16 protein-coding genes are annotated in these 17,715 nt (G+C 63.8%); 11 read left to right on the top strand and 5 right to left on the bottom strand.

Annotation, left to right across the window (positions count from 1 at the left end; translation table 11 throughout):
- Positions 1 to 35: 35 nt before the first annotated feature.
- Together mutM and H9642_RS07170 are read right to left on the bottom strand one after the other, a co-directional pair.
- Positions 36 to 848, bottom strand: a complete 813-nt coding sequence (gene mutM, locus H9642_RS07175) for a bifunctional DNA-formamidopyrimidine glycosylase/DNA-(apurinic or apyrimidinic site) lyase (RefSeq protein WP_251835734.1) — start codon at positions 846 to 848, stop codon at positions 36 to 38.
- 84 nt (positions 849 to 932) lie between these two features.
- The gene (locus tag H9642_RS07170) at positions 933 to 1,751 is read right to left on the bottom strand and encodes an HDOD domain-containing protein (RefSeq protein WP_251835828.1); all 819 of its coding nucleotides are present in this window, start codon (positions 1,749 to 1,751) and stop codon (positions 933 to 935) included.
- A gap of 239 nt (positions 1,752 to 1,990) precedes the next feature.
- On the opposite strand from H9642_RS07170, the gene H9642_RS07165 reads away from it, so the two are divergent.
- The 7 genes from H9642_RS07165 (at position 1,991) to H9642_RS07135 (ending at position 10,608) form a co-directional block, all read left to right on the top strand.
- The gene (locus H9642_RS07165) at positions 1,991 to 3,187 is read left to right on the top strand and encodes a class I SAM-dependent rRNA methyltransferase (protein WP_251835733.1); all 1,197 of its coding nucleotides are present in this window, start codon (positions 1,991 to 1,993) and stop codon (positions 3,185 to 3,187) included.
- Positions 3,188 to 3,299: 112 nt separating this feature from the next.
- On the top strand, positions 3,300 to 4,322 hold the full coding sequence (locus H9642_RS07160) for an Ldh family oxidoreductase (protein WP_251835732.1): 1,023 nt from the start codon (positions 3,300 to 3,302) through the stop codon (positions 4,320 to 4,322).
- Positions 4,323 to 4,527: 205 nt separating this feature from the next.
- The gene (gene ilvD / locus H9642_RS07155; protein ID WP_251835731.1) at positions 4,528 to 6,366 is read left to right on the top strand and encodes a dihydroxy-acid dehydratase; all 1,839 of its coding nucleotides are present in this window, start codon (positions 4,528 to 4,530) and stop codon (positions 6,364 to 6,366) included.
- A gap of 326 nt (positions 6,367 to 6,692) precedes the next feature.
- Positions 6,693 to 7,628: an LPP20 family lipoprotein gene (locus H9642_RS07150; protein WP_251835730.1), complete on the top strand. Its 936-nt coding sequence runs from the start codon at positions 6,693 to 6,695 to the stop codon at positions 7,626 to 7,628.
- A 47-nt stretch (positions 7,629 to 7,675) separates the two neighbouring features.
- On the top strand, positions 7,676 to 8,689 hold the full coding sequence (locus tag H9642_RS07145) for a hypothetical protein (RefSeq protein ID WP_251835729.1): 1,014 nt from the start codon (positions 7,676 to 7,678) through the stop codon (positions 8,687 to 8,689).
- Positions 8,690 to 8,755: 66 nt separating this feature from the next.
- On the top strand, positions 8,756 to 9,964 hold the full coding sequence (locus tag H9642_RS07140; protein ID WP_251835728.1) for a transglycosylase SLT domain-containing protein: 1,209 nt from the start codon (positions 8,756 to 8,758) through the stop codon (positions 9,962 to 9,964).
- A gap of 71 nt (positions 9,965 to 10,035) precedes the next feature.
- Complete coding sequence (locus H9642_RS07135) at positions 10,036 to 10,608, top strand: hypothetical protein (protein WP_251835727.1); 573 nt, start codon at positions 10,036 to 10,038, stop codon at positions 10,606 to 10,608.
- A 96-nt stretch (positions 10,609 to 10,704) separates the two neighbouring features.
- Here the strand turns inward: H9642_RS07135 and H9642_RS07130 are convergent, their stop codons facing one another.
- Entirely contained in the window at positions 10,705 to 11,013 is a 309-nt protein-coding gene (locus H9642_RS07130; RefSeq protein WP_251835726.1) for a hypothetical protein, read from the bottom strand.
- Between the two features lie 245 nt (positions 11,014 to 11,258).
- Here H9642_RS07130 and H9642_RS07125 point away from each other — a divergent pair, with 245 nt between their 5' ends.
- Both H9642_RS07125 and H9642_RS07120 read left to right on the top strand, forming a co-directional pair.
- Complete coding sequence (locus tag H9642_RS07125) at positions 11,259 to 11,630, top strand: VOC family protein (RefSeq protein ID WP_251835725.1); 372 nt, start codon at positions 11,259 to 11,261, stop codon at positions 11,628 to 11,630.
- Positions 11,631 to 11,785: 155 nt separating this feature from the next.
- Complete coding sequence (locus H9642_RS07120; RefSeq protein ID WP_251835724.1) at positions 11,786 to 13,174, top strand: uracil-xanthine permease family protein; 1,389 nt, start codon at positions 11,786 to 11,788, stop codon at positions 13,172 to 13,174.
- Positions 13,175 to 13,221: 47 nt separating this feature from the next.
- On the opposite strand, the gene H9642_RS07115 is transcribed toward H9642_RS07120, so the two are convergent.
- A complete protein-coding gene (locus H9642_RS07115; RefSeq protein WP_433962679.1) occupies positions 13,222 to 13,758 on the bottom strand; it encodes a dihydrofolate reductase in 537 nt (178 codons plus the stop codon).
- A 104-nt stretch (positions 13,759 to 13,862) separates the two neighbouring features.
- Between H9642_RS07115 and H9642_RS07110 the strand changes: the two genes are divergently transcribed.
- Positions 13,863 to 15,260, top strand: coding sequence for a DUF2868 domain-containing protein (locus H9642_RS07110; RefSeq protein ID WP_251835722.1), 1,398 nt, complete (start codon positions 13,863 to 13,865; stop codon positions 15,258 to 15,260).
- Positions 15,253 to 16,629 (top strand): GTPase/DUF3482 domain-containing protein, encoded by a 1,377-nt coding sequence (locus H9642_RS07105; RefSeq protein WP_251835721.1) that lies wholly within the window; start codon positions 15,253 to 15,255, stop codon positions 16,627 to 16,629. Before H9642_RS07110 ends, H9642_RS07105 begins: the two co-directional genes overlap by 8 nt.
- A 146-nt stretch (positions 16,630 to 16,775) precedes the next feature.
- Here H9642_RS07105 and H9642_RS07100 read toward each other — a convergent pair whose 3' ends face one another.
- Positions 16,776 to 17,570: a thymidylate synthase gene (locus H9642_RS07100; protein WP_251835720.1), complete on the bottom strand. Its 795-nt coding sequence runs from the start codon at positions 17,568 to 17,570 to the stop codon at positions 16,776 to 16,778.
- Positions 17,571 to 17,715 lie beyond the last annotated feature (145 nt).

The raw sequence follows: 17,715 nt of genomic DNA, 5'->3' as shown, positions 1-17,715 counted from the left end.
CTCGGCATTTTTGTAATTAGGCCTTGAATGTTGCCTCAGCGCTGGCAACGCCCGCAATACACGCTTGAACGCTGTCCCAGCTTCACGTCACGCAAGCTGCCACCGCACAGTTTGCAGAACTGCCCGGCCCGCCCATAAACGAAGAGTTCCTGCTGGAAGTAACCCGGTTTGCCATCCCCACCGACGAAATCCCGCAGCGTGGTGCCGCCACACTCGATAGCCTGGGCCAGGATGCGCTTGATCGCCTCAGCCAGCTTGACGTAGCGGGCCTTGGAAATCGTGCCGGCTGCACGGCGCGGGTCGATGCCGGCGGCAAACAGGGCTTCGCTGGCGTAGATGTTGCCGACGCCGACCACCACGGCGTTATCCATGATGAACGGCTTGACCGCCATGCTCTTGCCACGTGACAGCTCGAACAGGCGCTGGCCATCGAACAGCTCGTTCAACGGCTCAGGGCCCAGCTTGCACAACAACGCATGATTGAGTGGATCATCGCTCCACAGCAGCGCACCGAAGCGCCGCGGGTCGGTGTAGCGCAGCGCCAGGCCGGACTCCAGTTCGATATCCACATGCTCATGTTTGAGCACCGGCGTATCGGCCTCCACCAGGCGCAGGCTGCCGGACATGCCCAGGTGGGCAATCAACGTGCCGCATTCGGCGCCAATTAGCAGGTATTTGGCGCGCCGCTCGACGCGTTCGATGCGCTGCCCTGACAGGCACACATCCAGGTCTTCGGGGATCGGCCAGCGCAGCCGGCGCTCGCGCACCACCACGCGGCGCACACGCTGGCCGATGAGAAACGGCTCGATGCCGCGACGGGTGGTTTCGACTTCGGGTAATTCAGGCATAAGACAACTCGGCGTACACGGCTCGCTCAGCAGGCGCTGTGGGGTTTGCAGCTACGGAGCGAACCTGGCGTTTTCCAGGATCGGTCAGTACTGGCCGACGCCCATCTCCAGCACGATTTCCTTGAGGTTGTCGAACTCGTACTCGGTCAGGCCGACATAGTCGAGCACCAGCGCACTCAGGCTGTCCCATTCATGATCGTGGTCCTGCTGACCGAGCACCTGATAACAAGCACAGATATGTTCGGCCATCTTCAGAATCGCCAGCAGGTTCTTCAGCGGCGTGTTGCGGCTGGACTCATCGCTGAAAATCGACAAGGCATTGTGATGGTTGGCAATCGCCTCGCAGACCCGCTCGGGCAAGCGCCAGGAGCGGGCAATGTAGTAACCGACCACCGCATGGTTGGTGTTGAGAAGACGGTTTTCCGTATCCACCACCCGGCAGTCGGCGCTCGCGCGCGAATAGGCCTCTTCCTGGACCTGCGGGTAGCTGGGAAACCGCTTGAGCATCAGCGGAATACCGCAATTGTGGAACAGCCCGAGCGCATAGGCCTCATCGGCCGACTGAAAACCGATGCGCTTGGCCAGCATCACACAGGCCTGTGCGATGTCCTGGGCGCTGTCCCAGAAGCGGTTGAGCGCGGCGATGTCCTCATCACCCAACTCGCCCTTGATCGCCTGGGCATTGATCAGGTTGATTACCGTATGGGTGCCCAGCAGGTTGACCGCATGCTGAATGGACGAAATCCGGTTGCTCAGCCCGTAGAACGGCGAGTTCACCAGCTTCAGCAAGGCCCCGGACAGCCCTGGATCCTGGCTGATCAGGCGGGAAATATTGTTCACGTCCGGGTAGGGCTGCAGTTGTTCCATCTGCAGGTCCACCATGATTTGCGGCTGCGGCGGCACACTGATGCCTTGTAGGATATTGCGAAGCTGCTCTGCGGAAATTTCAGACATGGGCGGTCCGTGGAGATAGCGGAGAAAGCCGGTAGTTTACCGACTGCGCAGCGCATGCGGCCAGGCATGGACCACGCCAAACCGTAACCAGGAATGCCGAGGCGCCGCTCAAATTAAGCGGGGGAAACCGCGGGCCTGCCCGACGCTAATCCCCGTATAATCGCGCCCTTTAGCCGGAGCGCCCCATCATGACCCTGCCCAGCCTGCGCCTCAAAGCCAATGCCGACCGCCGACTGCGCGCCGGCCATCTGTGGGTCTACAGCAACGAAATCGACGTCGCCGCCACGCCTCTCAATGCCTTCCACGCTGGCGATCAGGCGATCCTCGAAGCCAGCAACGGCAAGGCCCTCGGCGTTGTCGCCGTCAGCCCCAACAACCTGATCTGCGCCCGCTTGCTGTCCCGCGAAGTTAAACACCTGCTCGACAAGTCGCTGCTGGTGCACCGCATCCAGGTGGCTCTTTCCCTGCGTGAGCGACTGTTCGAGCAACCCTGCTACCGCCTGGTATACGGCGACTCCGATCTGCTGCCCGGTCTGGTGGTGGATCGCTTCAATGATCATCTGGTCGTACAGCTGGCCTCGGCGACCATGGAGCGCAACAAGGAGGCGGTGATCGAAGCCCTGGTCCAGGTGCTAAAGCCGCGCGGCATCCTGTTCAAGAACGACTCCAGCGCCCGCGATGCCGAAGGCCTGGAACGCTACGTGGACACCGTCTTCGGCGTGGTACCGGAATGGGTCGATCTGGAAGAAAACGGCGTGAAGTTCCAGGCGCCGGTGCTGGAAGGCCAGAAGACCGGCTGGTTCTATGATCACCGCATGAACCGCGCACGCCTGGCGCCCTACGTGAAGGGCAAGCGTGTGCTTGACCTGTTCAGCTACATCGGTGGCTGGGGTGTTCAGGCGGCCGTATTTGGCGCCACGGACGTCATGTGCGTGGACGCCTCCGGCTTCGCTCTGGACGGCGTGGAGCGCAACGCCACCCTGAACGGCGTGGCCGAGAAGGTCGCCTGCGTGGAAGGCGACGTGTTCGCCGCGCTCAAGGAACTGAAGAACGCCGAGGAGCGCTTCGACGTGGTGCTGGTCGATCCGCCGGCGTTTATCAAGCGCAAGAAAGACCTAAAGAACGGCGAAGCCGCCTACCGCCGCCTCAATGAGATGGCCATGCGCATGCTCACCAAGGACGGCATTCTGGTCAGCGCCAGTTGCTCGATGCACCTGCCCGAGGATGACCTGCAGAACATCCTGCTGCAAAGCGCCCGCCATCTGGACCGCAACATCCAGTTACTCGAACGCGGCGGCCAGGGTCCGGATCACCCCGTGCATCCGGCCATCCCCGAGACCCGCTACATCAAGAACCTGACCTGCCGGCTGCTGCCCAACGCCTAATCGACGCCTCGCGGTCCGCGAAAGCGGGGTTATCCTCAGGTCATGCCATGCAGTGTGCGCGGTCGCCAGCGCGGCCGTTCACCTGCCAGGCCATCGCCTCCAGGAGCCCTCCATGCCCGAACCTGCCGACACCGTCCGCCTGCCGTTTCCAGAACTGGTCGAACTGCTGCAGCGTATTTTTGAACGCCATGGCACCTCGGCGCAGGTGGCCGCCTGCCTGGCCGAGAACTGCGCCAGCGCCCAGCGCGATGGCGCCGACAGCCATGGGGTGTTCCGCATTCCCGGTTATGTCGCCTCGCTCGCCAGCGGCTGGGTGGACGGTCACGCCGACCCCCGCGTCGAGGATGCTGCCGCCGCGTTCATACGGGTCGATGCCGGCGGCGGTTTCGCCCAACCGGCGTTGGCGGTCGCTCGCCCGCTGCTGGCGGCCAAGGCGCGCGACGCGGGCATCGCCCTGCTGGCGATTCGTAATTCCCACCATTTCGGTGCGCTCTGGCCGGATGTCGAGCCCTTCGCCAACGAAGGCCTGGTGGCGCTGACGGTCGTCAACAGCTTTGCCTGTGTCGTCCCTCACGGTGGGCACCGGCCGCTGTTCGGCACCAACCCGATCGCCTTTGCCGCGCCTCGAATGCAGGGCGAACCGCTGGTTTTCGACCTGGCCACCAGCGCGATTGCCAACGGCGATGTGCAGATCGCCGCCCGTGAGGGCCGGCGTTTGCCCCTGGGCTATGGCGTCGACCGTGAAGGCCGCGACACCGACGACCCGCAGGCAATTCTCGACGGCGGCGCCTTGCGGCCGTTTGGGGGTTACAAGGGCTCGGCACTGTCGATGATGGTCGAGCTGCTGGCCGCCGCACTGACCGGCGGGCATTTTTCCTTCGAATTCGACTGGAGCGGTCATCCCGGTGCACAAACGCCGTGGACCGGACAACTGGTGATCGTCATCGACCCCAGCAAGGGCGGCGGTCAGGCCTTCGCCGAGCGCGCCGAAGAGCTGGTCAGGCAGCTGCACGGCGCCGGCCAGACGCGTTTACCGGGAGATCGCCGCTACCATCAGCGTGCGCAAAGCCGGCAATTGGGGGTCGCCCTACCGGCTACCACGCTGCAACAGCTGCGCCAGTTGGCCGGCCACTGAGCCGTCGGCTTCCCCTTGTCGCGCCGCCCGGCGTAGAATCTGGACATTCCTCGCCATTATCCCCCGGCGGGCTTGTGAGCTTCGGCCCCACCAGCGGTAACCCCGCCACGTAGGCCAACCCGAACGTTTGCACGGCCACCTGTCGTGCAAACGGTCCGACATACGCTCACCCTCTTACCGAACCTGATCAGTCGCAGGAACCGTCATGCCCGATTACCGCTCGAAAACCTCCACCCACGGCCGCAACATGGCCGGCGCCCGCGCGCTGTGGCGTGCCACCGGGATGAAGGACGAAGACTTCAAGAAACCCATCATCGCCATCGCCAACTCTTTCACCCAGTTCGTGCCCGGCCACGTGCACCTCAAGGACATGGGCCAGCTGGTCGCTCGCGAGATCGAACGGGCCGGCGGCGTGGCCAAGGAATTCAACACCATCGCCGTGGACGACGGCATCGCCATGGGCCACGACGGCATGCTCTATTCGCTGCCCAGCCGCGAAATCATCGCCGACTCCGTGGAGTACATGGTCAACGCCCACTGCGCCGACGCCATCGTGTGCATCTCCAACTGCGACAAGATCACCCCCGGCATGCTGATGGCCGCCCTGCGCCTGAACATTCCGGTGGTGTTCGTGTCCGGCGGCCCGATGGAAGCCGGCAAGACCAAGCTAGCCAGCCATGGCCTGGACCTGGTCGACGCCATGGTCGTTGCTGCTGACGATAGCTGCTCCGATGAGAAGGTTGCCGAATACGAGCGCAGCGCCTGCCCGACCTGCGGCAGCTGCTCCGGCATGTTCACCGCCAACTCGATGAACTGCCTGATGGAAGCCCTGGGCCTGGCCCTGCCCGGCAACGGTTCGATGCTGGCCACCCACGCCGACCGCGAGCAGCTGTTCCTGCGCGCCGGTCGCGTCGCCGTCGAGTTGTGCAAGCGCTACTACGCGGAAAACGACGAATCGGTATTGCCGCGCAACATTGCCAACCTCAAGGCGTTCGAGAACGCCATGACCCTGGACATCGCCATGGGCGGTTCGACCAACACCATCCTGCACCTGCTGGCCGCCGCCCAGGAAGGCGAGGTGGACTTCGATCTGCGCGCCATTGACGCGCTGTCGCGCAAGGTGCCGCAGCTGTGCAAGGTTGCGCCGAACATCCAGAAGTACCACATGGAAGACGTGCACCGCGCCGGCGGCATCTTCTCCATCCTTGGCGAACTGGCCCGTGGCGGCCTGCTGCACACCGACGTGCCCACCGTACACAGCACGACTCTGGCTGAAGGCATCGCCCAGTGGGACATCACCCAGACCACCGATGAAGCCGTGCACACCTTTTTCAAGGCAGGCCCGGCGGGCATCCCGACGCAGACCGCGTTCAGCCAGTCGACCCGCTGGGACAGCGTCGACGACGACCGTGAAAACGGCTGCATCCGCTCGGTCAAGCATGCCTATTCGCAGGAAGGCGGCCTCGCCGTGCTGTACGGCAACATCGCCGTGGACGGCTGCGTGGTGAAAACCGCCGGCGTGGACGAATCCATCCACGTGTTCGAGGGCACCGCGAAGATCTTTGAAAGCCAGGACAGCGCCGTGAAGGGCATCCTCAACGACGAAGTGAAGGCCGGCGACGTGGTGATCATTCGCTACGAAGGCCCGAAGGGCGGCCCGGGCATGCAGGAAATGCTCTACCCGACCAGTTACCTGAAATCCAAGGGCCTGGGCAAGGACTGCGCCCTGCTCACCGATGGCCGCTTCTCCGGCGGTACGTCCGGCCTGTCCATCGGCCACGCTTCGCCGGAAGCCGCCTCGGGCGGCGCCATCGGCCTGGTGCAGGAAGGCGACAAGATCCTCATCGACATCCCGCAGCGCTCCATCAACCTGCTGGTTTCCGATGAAGAGCTCGCCGCCCGCCGCGTCGAGCAGGACAAGAAAGGCTGGAAACCCGCCGCGCCGCGCGCGCGCAAGGTAACCACCGCCCTCAAGGCCTACGCCCTGCTGGCCACCAGTGCCGACAAGGGCGCGGTGCGCAACAAGGCGATGCTGGACGGCTGATTCACTGGTCCACCTCTAAAAGGCCCGCTCCGGCATCTCCCGGAGCGGGCCTTTTTTGTTCCTGATCATCTTGATTGAGCCGCTATAAACCGCACGGCATCAAGCGTGGATTACTCATAAAAAATGGACATGCGTCACACTTTTGTGATGATATTTCGCCACCACGGATGTTATCGATACGGCAAAAAGCCGCAATGGATCGCCGGTGCCGCGTACCGCATGGCGTTCCCGCAGCATACGGATGGCACATTAATAGATTTTTGGAGCATGCGGGAATGGCAGTCTCTTCCAAGCGCACGGCAGGCCGATTCGTTTCTGGCTTGGCAATGTATTTCTCTCTTCTGGGCGCCTTTCTCACTTCTGCCTGCGTAGCAGCGCCGCTGCCCAGCTGGGTCAGTTCCCCGCCGCAGGATTCCCTCGTCGCCCTCTATGGCATCGGCGAAGGTCCATCCCTCAATGAATCAACCCAGCAGGCGCTGCGCTCGATTGCCGGCAAACTGAGCACGCGCATCCGCAGCGACGCCGTTTCCCAAGGCGGTATCTCCGGTGGCACCGTCACCCGCAGTTACCAGGAAACCGTCGAGGCTTATATCCAGGACATCAAATTATCCGCTTATAACGTGCGCCAGACCGAACTGGTCGGTGGACGCTATTTCTCGCTGGTCGAAATGTCCCGCGAAGATTTTGTCCGCGACACCCAGCTGCAACTGGACAACCTCGAGGCGGAGCTGAAGCGCAAGCTGGATTGGCAAACCGTGGCGCGTCCGTTTGAACGTTTCCTGGCCTGCCAGAACACCTCCCCGCTCATCGAACAGGGTCGTTTGCTGACGCTGGCGCTCTCCACTACAGCCCTTGAGTTCGATGCGAGCACGCCGCTGCGCCGCTTCGACGCTTACCAAAATCAATGTGATCAGGTGCTGCAGGGCGTGACGGTGCATCTCCAGGCCGAACCCGAATTCGCCCCGCTAGCCGAAGCCCTGGGCCGCGAGCTCACCGTGCGCACCGTGTCGCGCGGTCGCGCTGACGGCCGCCTGGAGCTGAGCGCAAAAGTGACCAATCGCGAGATGTTTGGCAGCAAGAATGCCGTCATCGACCTTTCCATCGCCCTGCTGGATGACCGCAACAGCGCAATTGCCCGGCAGAGCTACCGACTGAATGGCGTATCCATGATCGGTTACGAGGCCGCGCTGGACGACGCACTGCGCAAGTTCCTGGCCGCCGATGGCGTAGAGCGTGTCTTGCGCGATTTGAGTCTTCGGTAACGTCTGCGAAGCGTTTTTTGGCTGGTTTGGCCTAGATGGGGAGTTATATGAAAAAAGTTGCACTACTCAGCGTTCTGGCGCTGGCAATGACTGGCTGCGCAGGCACCAGCATCAAGAACTTCGACGCGATGGCTCCGGTAAGCCTGCAGCCCAGCGAGATCATGCCGAGCAAGGCGGAGCTGGCAGGCAGCAAGCCTCGCGTCGTGGTATTCGAAGCTGACCACGGTGAGATCACCCTGGCCAAATCGGCCCGCGTGGGCGGCACCATCGCCGGGGAGCTGGAAAAGCATTTGGGTGCCACCCATAGCGAGCTGGTCGACCGCAAGCTTGCCACCCGTCTGCAGAAGGAGCTGGCGCTGGCGGAAATGCACGGCAAATCCGGCTACACCGGCCCCGAAGTTGCCGATATCGCGATTGTTGGCGTGGTCACCCAAGCCTCCGCTGGATCCTCGTTCACCGAAGCCCAACGCTGGCAGGACAAGAACGGCAAATGGTACGAAAGCGCGGCCAAGTGCAACTACAGCGGCGAGATCGCTGGCAGCATCCGGGTATATCAGATGCCGGAAATGCAGCCGGTGAAGTCCCTGGAACTGAAGGGCAGCGCCAGCAGCAGCCAGGAAACCCGCAACAGCAACTGCCCGCTGAGCGAGAACGGTGCACAGCGACTGGTACAAGCTGCCGCGAGCCGCGGCGTCAATGCCCTGCGGGTCGATCTGCAGAACATTTTCGCGCCTCGTGGCTATGTGATCGAACACCGCTCCGGCAACGGCCAGAACATCATTAAGGTCAGCATGGGCAGCAATCATGGCTTGAAGCCGGGCAACAGCCTGGAAATTCTCAATCTCACCCATTCGACCAACCCGCTGACCAACAAAACCTCGGTCGACGTCTTCAAGCTTGGCACCGCGCGGGTGTCCGACCAAATTGGCAGCGACACCTCCTGGATGATCATCGACAGCGAGATTGCCGACAAGATTCGCCTTGGCCAACCCGTGCAGATGCAGTTCAAGAAGAGCTTTCTTGAGCAAGTCGGCTTGGACATGAGCAGCCTGAGTCTCTAAGCCCTCTGCCGCCAGGTGACTCCGGCCGCGCGCCGGTGTCACCCGCGCCGTCACCCCGGTGGCCACATGAAAAGACGTGTTTTTTTAACGACTTCGCTCGGCACGTTGGCCGGCCTGGCATGGACCAGCGCGCGCGCCGAAAGTGAATTCGAAGCGTATCGCCGCTCGCAACTGGCTGCACAGCAGAGGTTCCGCGATGGCCGCTCCGCCGAGTTCGATATCTATCAACGTGATTTTGCAGCGGCCTTCGACACCTACCGCAGCAGCTACGCCGACGCGGTAAAAGCACGGCAACAGGAACTCGCCGCTTACTGGCGCAATGCCGAACTCAGCAGTCAGACCCGTTGGGTGGAATACAGCGACAACAAGGCCATTCAGCGCATCGTCGACTTCGATGCCAACCAGATTACCCTTCGCTTGCGACCCGAAGCCGGGACACCGAACCAGGCGCTGATCCGTCGCGAATTGCACACCCTGCTGTCAACCGATTTGGCCAGCGCCTTCAACAACGATCCGGTATCGCAGACGGTCGAAGAGGCCGTGGCGAAAGCCGCCCCCGGTCTCGCTGAACAGACACCGGTCAAGCACGCCCTGGTGCTTGGCGAACTGTTCGACAGTGCTCGTCCCTCGCCCGCCCAGGTCGAACAGGTTGCCCAGCAACTGGCAACCGGCGCCGTGCACAGCACCTCCGCAGCCGAAGGTGTTGTCACGATTACCGTTGCCCTGCCTGCCGAACGCCCGGCGCGCAAGGCTCAGGACTTTCTGGCGGAGGTAAACGCCTCTGCCCGAAAATGGCAGGTGGAGCCCGCCCTGGTGCTGGCGGTCATGCACACCGAGAGCGCTTTCAATCCGCTGGCACGCTCGCCGGTACCGGCGTACGGCCTGATGCAAATCGTACCGGGCTCCGCGGGTAAAGATGCTACCGAACTCGTCTACGGCAAGGCTCGGGTGGTGACACCGTCCTACCTGTATGACGCGGGTAAGAACATCCAGCTCGGCGCAGCCTATCTGCACATTCTGCAGACGCGCTATCTGCGCGCAATTACCCATCCGGAAAGCCGCCTCTACTGCATGATCGCGGCCTACAACACAGGCGCCGGTAACGTTGCACGCAGCTACACCGGCACCACCAACATCACCAAGGCGGCAACGCTGATCAACCAGCGCTCGCCCCAAGCGAACTACGAGCACTTGCGCATCAAGCTGCCGTACCAGGAAACACGCGACTACCTCAAACGCGTCGTTGCCCGCCTGCCGGGTTACCGCGAGCTGTAATCCATCGGCCTTCCAAGGCCGACATGCATTTCTCAGTCAGTACACGCGTTGCAATAACCAGGAGCATATGAATGAAGCGTTTCACCACATTGTTTTGCCTGTCCGCAGTCAGCATCGCATTGTTGAGCGGTTGCGCCAGCACTCCGGCCGACAAGGCCAACTCCAGCTCCGGCAGCCTGCCTGACTGGGTCATGGCGCCGATGGTTGACGGCGGCATCGCCTCCACCAGCTGCGTGCGCGACACCGGCAACTTCAGCCTGGACCGTGCCCAGGCCACCGCCAACGCCCGCGCCAGTCTGACCAAGGAAATTGGCGTCAAGGTGCAAGCCATGGATAAGGAATACATGCGCAACTCCACTGGCGGCGGCCAAAGCGAACAGGGCGGCACCTTCGAGTCGGTGTCACGCCAGGTGGCGAACGAGTTCATCGTGGGCTCGCGTCCCGCCAAGGTGGATTACGTCAACATCAACGATCAGCGCAACCTGTGTGTCATGGTGGCCATGCAGCCTGAAGCGACCAAGGGCCTGTTCGAAAGCATCATGCGCCAGAGCAAGCGCAAGCTGTCGCCGCAAAACGAAGAAATCCTCCTTGAGGAATTCCGCGCCGCCAAGGCCCAGAACGAGCTGATCGAAGCGACTCGCTGATCGCCATTGACGCCGTGAAGAGGCGATAAGCCTCGCTATATAACGCCGTTTCTCTTTAAGGGGAAACGGCGTTTTTCGTGGGAGGTCCTGCCGTGATCAGGACTGTTCCATGTCTAGATCCATTTTCCGGTCCAAATCCTCCCCGGGCAGTTGCTCGGTGCCGGGCATGTCCGCATCCGGTACGCCGTCATGATCGGTGTCGGGCGGCAGCCCCTCACGTCCTCTGTCCTCACCGCGGCGGCGCGGATCTTCGCCGGAGCTGCCCGGCCCGCCATCCAACGGCGGTGAAAGAGCCGGCCCCTGTTCATCGATCGGATCGGCGGGCCCTGGGGTTTGCGCCTGCACCAGCGGCATGGCCATAAGCAGCCCACCCAGCATGGCTCCGGTCAACGTTGCCTTGTTCATGGGGTTCTCCCGAATCGGTGGCGGTATGGGGTTGAGTCCGCGCATGGCCGTTTGGTGCCCGTCGCACGATATCCGGTTCTGCCGATCAGCTAAGGCCTTTCATCCGATCCCTTTGGCTCTCTGGAGCAAAGGGTGCTTGCCTGAACACGGCCCAGGCTTGAGCGGCTATCGAGCCGTTTGATGGCGCTCCCTGGTCACCTCACTACAACCGGCTCTCGGAAGACCGCGAGCCGTGGGAGACCGCCATGAAAAATAATCCAGTAGTCTGGTTCGAAATCCATGTGCAGGATCTGCAACGGGCCAAAGCCTTCTATGAACAGGTATTCCAGACCCAGCTCACCAATCTGGGTGACGAGAACATGGAGTACTGGACCTTCCCCGGTGACATGGAAACCAACGGCGCCGCCGGCGCCTTGGTAAAAGAGGATGCCGTGCCGTCCGGCGGCAACAGCGTGACCGTCTATTTCAGTTGCCAGGACTGCGCCGTGGAGGCTAAGCGAGCCAAAGCCGCCGGCGGTCAGATCCGCGAAGCCAAGATGGCCATCGGCGAGCACGGCTTCATCAGCCTGGTGACCGACACCGAAGGCAATGTGATCGGCCTGCATTCAATGCAGTAGCCGTGATCCAGGTGAGACATGTCAGCCGGCAGGTTGCATTGAGCGCAGCGAAAGCCCCCATCGCTATTGGTTGGAAAAACCGCCCACGCACTCAATCAGTGGGCGGCATTCTTCGCTCGCAGTAGAATCGCGGTTTTTTTCGCGGACATCCCTCCATGAGTTCACTTGATAACACGCCTGCCAGCGAGGCACCGCCGGATCTGGTGCTTGGCCTCAACGACCGCCCACGCCCCTGGGTCGCCTTTCTCGCCGCCGTGCAGCATTTGTTGGCGATCATTGTGCCGATCGTCACGCCAGGCCTTTTGATCTGCCAGGCCATTGGCGTGTCGGCGCGCGACACCAACCTGATCGTGTCCATGTCGCTGGTCATCTCCGGCATCGCCACCTTCGTTCAGTGCAAGCGCTTCGGCCCGTTCGGCGCGGGTCTGCTGATCGTGCAGGGCACCAGTTTCAACTTCGTCGGCCCGCTGATTGCCGGCGGCGTGTTGATGGTCGGCCAGGGCACGCCGGTCGAGTCGGTAATGGCGGCCATCTTCGGCGTGGTGATCGCCGGCTCGTTCATCGAGATGGGCGTGTCGCGCATCCTGCCGTTCGTCAAACGCCTGATCACCCCGCTGGTGACCGGCATCGTGGTGCTGATGATCGGCCTGACCCTGATCAAGGTCGGCCTGATCAGCATGGGCGGCGGCTACGCGGCCATGGGCGACGGCACCTTCGCCAACGGCGAGAACCTGTTGCTGTCCGGCGTGGTGCTGGCCGCCATCGTCATTATCAACCGCCTGCCGGTGGTGTGGATGCGCAGCTGCGCCATCATCATCGCCTTGGCCATCGGCTACGCGCTGGCCGCCTATCTGGGGCGTCTGGATTTCACCGGCATGCGCGAGGCCGAGCTGTTCCAGGTGCCGATGCCGCTGCACTTCGGCCTGGGCTTTTCCTGGGGCCTGTTCATTCCGCTGGTGGTGATCTACCTGGTCACCTCGCTGGAAGCCATCGGCGACGTCACCGCCACCAGCCAGCTCTCGCGCCAGCCGGTCGTCGGTCCGCTGTGGATGCAGCGCATCAAGGGCGGCGTGCTGGTCAACGGCGCCAACTCGCTGCTGGCCGGCGTGTTCAACACCTTCCCCAGCTCGGTGTTCGCGCAGAACAACGGCATCATCCAGTTGACCGGCATCGCCAGCCGCTACGTAGGGATGTGGATCGCCGCCATGCTGGTTGTCCTCGGCCTGTTTCCGGCCGTGGCGGGCGTGCTGCAAGCCGTGCCCGAGCCAGTGCTCGGCGGCGCCGCGCTGGTGATGTTCGGCGCCGTGGCGGCGGCCGGCATCAACATCCTCGCCGGTATCCAGCTGGATCGCCGCGCGCTGCTGATCATCTCGGTATCGCTGGCCCTCGGCCTGGGCTTCTCCCAGGTACCGGAATTCCTCGCTCACCTACCGGCTGGACTGCGCAGCGTGTTGGAATCCGGTGTGGCCACCGGCGGCATCTGTGCCCTGGTAATGAACTGGTTCTTGCCGGAAACCCCGAAGAGCACCGAACAGACGCATTGATCAGCGTGGCGAGTAGCGCGGCCTCGAACCGCGCTGCTCGCCAGCAATCAAGCGCGTACCCAGGTCTCGAACGTATAAGCAGGTGCCGGCTCAACGGCGTCATGCTCCTCCCGCTCAGTGAGCTTCCACTCGGCGGCAATCCGCTCCGGGAAGAACGCATCGCCCTGCGGTTCCAGCTCGATGCGCGTCAGGTACAAGCGCTCGGCCAGCGGCAGCGCCTGGGCGTATAGCTGTGCGCCACCGATCAGCATCAACTCGTCAACGCCCTGCGCGCGCGCCCATTCGTCAGCGCGTACCAGCGCCGCGTCCAGCGAGGCGAATACTTCGGCGCCTTCGAGCTGCAGGTCCGGCTGGCGGCTGATGACCAGATTGAGCCGTCCCGGCAGCGGCCTACCCAAAGAATCCCAGGTTTTGCGGCCCATGATGATCGGCTTGCCGAGCGTCTTGGCCTTGAAGTGCTTGAGGTCCGCCGGCAGGTGCCAGGGCATGCTGTTGTCGAGGCCGATTACACCGTTGCGGGCAAGAGCGGCGATCATCGCGAGGGGGAGATAGGTCGTATTCATGGGCGCGAGAATAACGTCCATTGCGGCTGGCTGGAATCCCAACAGAGTCACCCGCTTGCACGCCTTGAGCGCTCTTCGCGGCTTTTCCGTTATCCTCTGCAGGCCCCCTGGCCGTGAGTATTGCCGTGAGCTCAACCCCATCCGCGTCCAATTTATCCCATCTTGATCGTCTGTGGCTGTGCGAAGCCATTCGCCTGCGCGAGGAACAGGCCGGTCCTCTGGAAGACGGCGAAGCCATCCGCCGTGCTCGCCAAGCCGGCGAGAGCCTGGAACAACGCATCGAAGCCCGCGCCCTGTTGCTCGCCGAGCGCGACGGCCAACTCGCCGCGCTGCGCCACTGGCACCAAGGCGCACGTCTGGCGTTAATCGCCCTGCTACTGCTCGCCCTGTTCAGTGGCGCCGGCCTGGCGTTTGCCGCCCTGGGCGATGGCCAGCGCCCGGTCAACGTGTTCTGGGCCTTGGGCAGCCTGCTCGGCTTGCACCTGCTGACTCTACTCGGCTGGGCGCTGGGCTTGCTGCTGACCGGCGACAGCGGCGGCGCGCTGGGGCGACTGTGGCTGTGGCTCAGCGAAAAATTTGCCCGCGATGCCCAGGCCGCGCAGCTCGCGCCGGCCCTGATGCTCCTGCTGCAGCGCCGCCGCCTGGCCCGCTGGGGCCTGGGCGCCGTGGTGCACGGTCTGTGGCTGCTGGCGTTGCTGGCCGCATTGGTCCTGCTGCTGGCGATGCTGTCCACGCGCCGTTACGGCTTTGTCTGGGAAACGACCATTCTTGGCGGCGACAGCTTCATCGCCCTGACCCAGGCGCTGGGCGCCCTGCCGGCGCTGCTCGGTTTCAGCCTGCCGGACATTGAACAGATCCGCGCCAGTGGCACTGCTGCTCTGGCCGAGGAAAGCGCCCGCCAGGCCTGGGCCGGCTGGCTGCTCGGCGTGCTGCTGGTGTATGGGCTGCTGCCGCGCCTGCTGCTCGGCCTGTTTTGCCTGTGGCGCTGGAAGCACGGCGTTGCTCGCCTGCATCTGGACCTCGCCGCTCCCGGCTACGCGCTGTTGCGCGAACGCCTGAACCCGCCCAGCGAACGCCTGGGCATCAGCGACGCGGCGCCAGACTCCTTGCCGTTGGCCCACGCCGGCAGCCATCCCGAACACGCCGATGGCGCCGTGCTGGTGGCCGTCGAGCTGGATACCAGCCGAGCCTGGCCGCCCGCATTGCCCAAGGGCGTCGCCGATGCCGGCATTCTCGACGACCGCGAGCAGCGGCGGCGTTTGCTCGACCAACTGACCCGATTCCCACCGGCGCGCCTGCTGATTGCCTGCGACCCGCGCCGCTCGCCGGATCGCGGCACCCTGGCGCTGCTGGGCGAACTGTCGCGCTGCGCCGCGGTGACCCGTGTATGGCTGCTGCAGGCGCCGCCCGGCGAAGCGCTGGACAGCCAGCGCCTGGCTGACTGGCACACGGCCCTCGAACAGCTGGGCCTGCCCCATGGCTGTGCCGCACCGCTGGCCTGGCTGGAGACCGGACATGACTAAAGCGCTGAAACTCGCGGTGGTCGGCCACACCAATGTGGGCAAGACCTCGCTGCTACGCACCCTGACGCGCGATGTAGGCTTCGGCGAAGTCTCCCACCGCCCGAGTACCACCCGGCACGTCGAGGGCGCACGCCTATCCGTGGATGGCCAGGCGGTGCTGGAACTGTACGACACCCCCGGCCTGGAAGATGCCATCGCCCTGCTGGACTACCTGGAGCGACTGGAACGCCCCGGCGAACGCCTCGACGGCCCGGCACGCATTACCCGCTTTCTCGACAGCGCCGAGGCACGCCAGCGCTTCGAACAGGAAGCCAAGGTGCTGCGCCAACTGCTGGCCAGCGACGCCGGCTTCTACGTCATCGATGCCCGCGAGCCGGTGCTGGCCAAGTACCGCGACGAACTGGCGGTGCTCGCCGATTGCGGAAAACCCCTGCTGCCGGTGCTGAATTTCGTCCGCGACGCCCAGCAGCGCGAAGAGGAATGGCGCACCGCCCTGGCCCGTCTCGGCCTGCACGCGCTGGTGCGCTTCGACACCGTGGCGCCGCCCGAAGACGGCGAACGGCGCCTGTATGAAAGCCTGGCGCTGCTGCTGGAGTCGGCCCGCGCGCCGCTGGAACGCCTGATCGCCGACCGCGAAGCCCAAGCCGAGCAGCGCCGCCAGAGCGGTACGCGACTGATCGCCGAACTGCTGCTGGACGTCGCCGCCTGCCGACGCAGCGTGGCAGCCCAGCCGGAGCGGGAACAGGCCGCCATCGGCGCGCTGCACGACGCCGTGCGCCAGCGCGAACAGCGCTGCGTCGACGCGCTGCTGCGCCTCTATGCGTTTCGCCCCGACGATGCCGCCGCCGGCGCGCTGCCATTGCTCGGCGGGCGCTGGGGCGACGACCTGTTCAACCCGGAAACCCTCAAGCAGATGGGCGTGAAGATCGGCGGCGGCATGGCCGCCGGCGCAGCGGCCGGAGCCGGGGTCGATCTCTTGGTAGGCGGCATCACCCTGGGCGCCGCCGCACTGCTCGGCGCGCTTGCCGGCGGCGGCGCGCAGACCGCCCGCCATTACGGCAATCGCCTGCTGGGTAAATTCAAGGGTCAGCGCGAACTCACCGTGGACGACGCGGTGTTGCGCCTGCTCGCCCTGCGCCAGAAACAGCTGCTCGATGTACTGCACGCGCGCGGCCACGCCGCGACCACGGCAATCCACCTGGACAACCCGCAGGATAAAACCTGGCGCGAAGGCAAACTGCCCGACGCCCTGCACAAGGCCCGCGCGCACCCGGAATGGTCGTCGCTGAACAGCGGCGCGAAGTTGCAGGAGGAAGAACGCCAGGCGCAGCTGACCGTCTTGAGCAACACGCTGGCGGATGCCACGTAGGTTGAGGCGCTTCGCCGTCGTGCGGTGGCCTGCGACCTCGGTAGGAGCCAGCTTGCTGGCGATGCTTTTATGTCTGGGTGATCGCGAGCAAGCTCGCTCCTACAGGAATGGATGCAGGCCGTGTATAGGGCACACGGCCCGCCCACTCACACCGCCACCGGCGCCTTGATGTGCGGGTGGCTCTGGTAGCCGACCAGTTCGAAGTCTTCGAACGTGAAATCGAACAGGTCCTTCACCTCAGGGTTGAGCTTCATCTGCGGCAGCGGCAGCGGCTCGCGGGAGAGTTGCAGATCGGTCTGTTCCAGGTGGTTGGCGTACAGGTGGCAGTCGCCGCCGCTCCAGATGAACTCGCCCGGCTGCAGGCCGCAGACCTGGGCGACCATCAGCGTCAGCAGCGCGTAGCTGGCGATGTTGAAGGGCACGCCGAGGAAGATGTCCGCCGAGCGCTGGTACAGCTGGCAGCTGAGCTTGCCGTCGGCGATGTAGAACTGGAACAGCGCGTGGCAGGGCGGCAGGGCCATCTGGTCGACCAACGCCGGGTTCCAGGCGGAGACGATCAGCCGGCGCGAGTCCGGGTTAGTCTTGATCATCTGGATCAGCTTGGCGATCTGGTCGATGGACTCGCCATTGGGCGCCGGCCAGCTGCGCCACTGGTAGCCATACACCGGGCCCAGTTCGCCGTTCGCGTCGGCCCACTCGTCCCAGATACGCACGCCGTTTTCCTGCAGATACTTGATATTGGTATCGCCCTGCAGGAACCACAGCAACTCGTGGATGATGGATTTCAGGTGGCACTTCTTGGTGGTGACCAGCGGAAAGCCATCAGCCAGGTCGAAGCGCATCTGATGGCCGAACACGCTGTAGGTGCCGGTGCCGGTGCGGTCGCTCTTGAAGGTGCCGTGTTCGCGCACGTGGCGCATCAGGTCGAGGTACTGTTTCATCGGGGACTCGGGGAAAAACGCGAATGGGCGAATGGTATCCCATGTACCCCATTCGCCGCTTCCTTCGCGGCGAGCGGCGTTCGGGAATATGGCCAGGCGGCGGTTTTATCCCCCTCTCCCCAACCCCTCTCCCGCATGGGGAGAG

The sequence above is a fragment of the Serpens gallinarum genome (assembly GCF_014836765.1).
Classification (GTDB): Bacteria; Pseudomonadota; Gammaproteobacteria; order Pseudomonadales; family Pseudomonadaceae; genus Serpens; species Serpens gallinarum.
The sequence above is the reverse complement of the archived record's forward strand: the minus strand, read 5'-3'. Positions and strand labels throughout refer to the sequence as shown.

Coding starts and splice junctions, on each gene's coding strand:
- H9642_RS07130 (WP_251835726.1), bottom strand. CDS start 11,013: ATGAACAAGGCAACGTTGACCGGAGCCATGCTGGGTGGGCTGCTTATG.
- ilvD (WP_251835731.1), top strand. CDS start 4,528: ATGCCCGATTACCGCTCGAAAACCTCCACCCACGGCCGCAACATGGCC.
- H9642_RS07125 (WP_251835725.1), top strand. CDS start 11,259: ATGAAAAATAATCCAGTAGTCTGGTTCGAAATCCATGTGCAGGATCTG.
- H9642_RS07160 (WP_251835732.1), top strand. CDS start 3,300: ATGCCCGAACCTGCCGACACCGTCCGCCTGCCGTTTCCAGAACTGGTC.
- H9642_RS07120 (WP_251835724.1), top strand. CDS start 11,786: ATGAGTTCACTTGATAACACGCCTGCCAGCGAGGCACCGCCGGATCTG.
- H9642_RS07115 (WP_433962679.1), bottom strand. CDS start 13,758: ATGGACGTTATTCTCGCGCCCATGAATACGACCTATCTCCCCCTCGCG.
- H9642_RS07135 (WP_251835727.1), top strand. CDS start 10,036: ATGAAGCGTTTCACCACATTGTTTTGCCTGTCCGCAGTCAGCATCGCA.
- H9642_RS07100 (WP_251835720.1), bottom strand. CDS start 17,570: ATGAAACAGTACCTCGACCTGATGCGCCACGTGCGCGAACACGGCACC.
- H9642_RS07165 (WP_251835733.1), top strand. CDS start 1,991: ATGACCCTGCCCAGCCTGCGCCTCAAAGCCAATGCCGACCGCCGACTG.
- H9642_RS07140 (WP_251835728.1), top strand. CDS start 8,756: ATGAAAAGACGTGTTTTTTTAACGACTTCGCTCGGCACGTTGGCCGGC.
- H9642_RS07145 (WP_251835729.1), top strand. CDS start 7,676: ATGAAAAAAGTTGCACTACTCAGCGTTCTGGCGCTGGCAATGACTGGC.
- H9642_RS07105 (WP_251835721.1), top strand. CDS start 15,253: ATGACTAAAGCGCTGAAACTCGCGGTGGTCGGCCACACCAATGTGGGC.
- H9642_RS07150 (WP_251835730.1), top strand. CDS start 6,693: ATGTATTTCTCTCTTCTGGGCGCCTTTCTCACTTCTGCCTGCGTAGCA.
- mutM (WP_251835734.1), bottom strand. CDS start 848: ATGCCTGAATTACCCGAAGTCGAAACCACCCGTCGCGGCATCGAGCCG.